Raw genomic sequence first — 435 nt, forward strand, 5'->3', positions numbered from 1 at the left:
TATGTCTGGCCATTTTGCACCTCAGTGTCAGGTACGATACCTAACTATAGAAGGTGTCTACTGATCATGGGTAACTCGGATACATAACGCCACAACGAATGTAACCACCAAAAACTGGCCAAGCATAAGTAAAAACAACTTAGGCCAAAAATAGACTTCTTCGGTAAACAGGGGATGCCAGATGTAAACAAGTGTGATGTTACCGGGGAAAAGCAAAAGCTCGATACCTGGCATTGGACCGCCCCAAAAATCCCAAAGATTCCAACTTAAAGCAAATGCAAGCAAACCGACGACAACGGCCCCGACGCCAAACTTAAGAGCAATATTCAACGGTTTGAGATGCTTCATATTGCCCCATAGACATAATGACTCCCCACGAGGTGCTGACCTCCAGGAACGTGGGTTAGCTTTGCAGCCAGAGCCATACTGTATTTG

Annotated in this window: 1 protein-coding gene; it reads right to left on the minus strand. The window is 45.7% G+C overall.

Translation table 11 applies throughout. From position 1 onward, the window contains the following. Positions 1-57: 57 nt before the first annotated feature. On the minus strand, positions 58-435 hold a 378-nt coding region (locus EYB30_RS14965; RefSeq protein ID WP_206674664.1), incomplete at its 5' end, for a hypothetical protein.

The organism is Rheinheimera pleomorphica (assembly GCF_011634895.1).
Lineage (GTDB): Bacteria > Pseudomonadota > Gammaproteobacteria > Enterobacterales > Alteromonadaceae > Alishewanella > Alishewanella pleomorphica.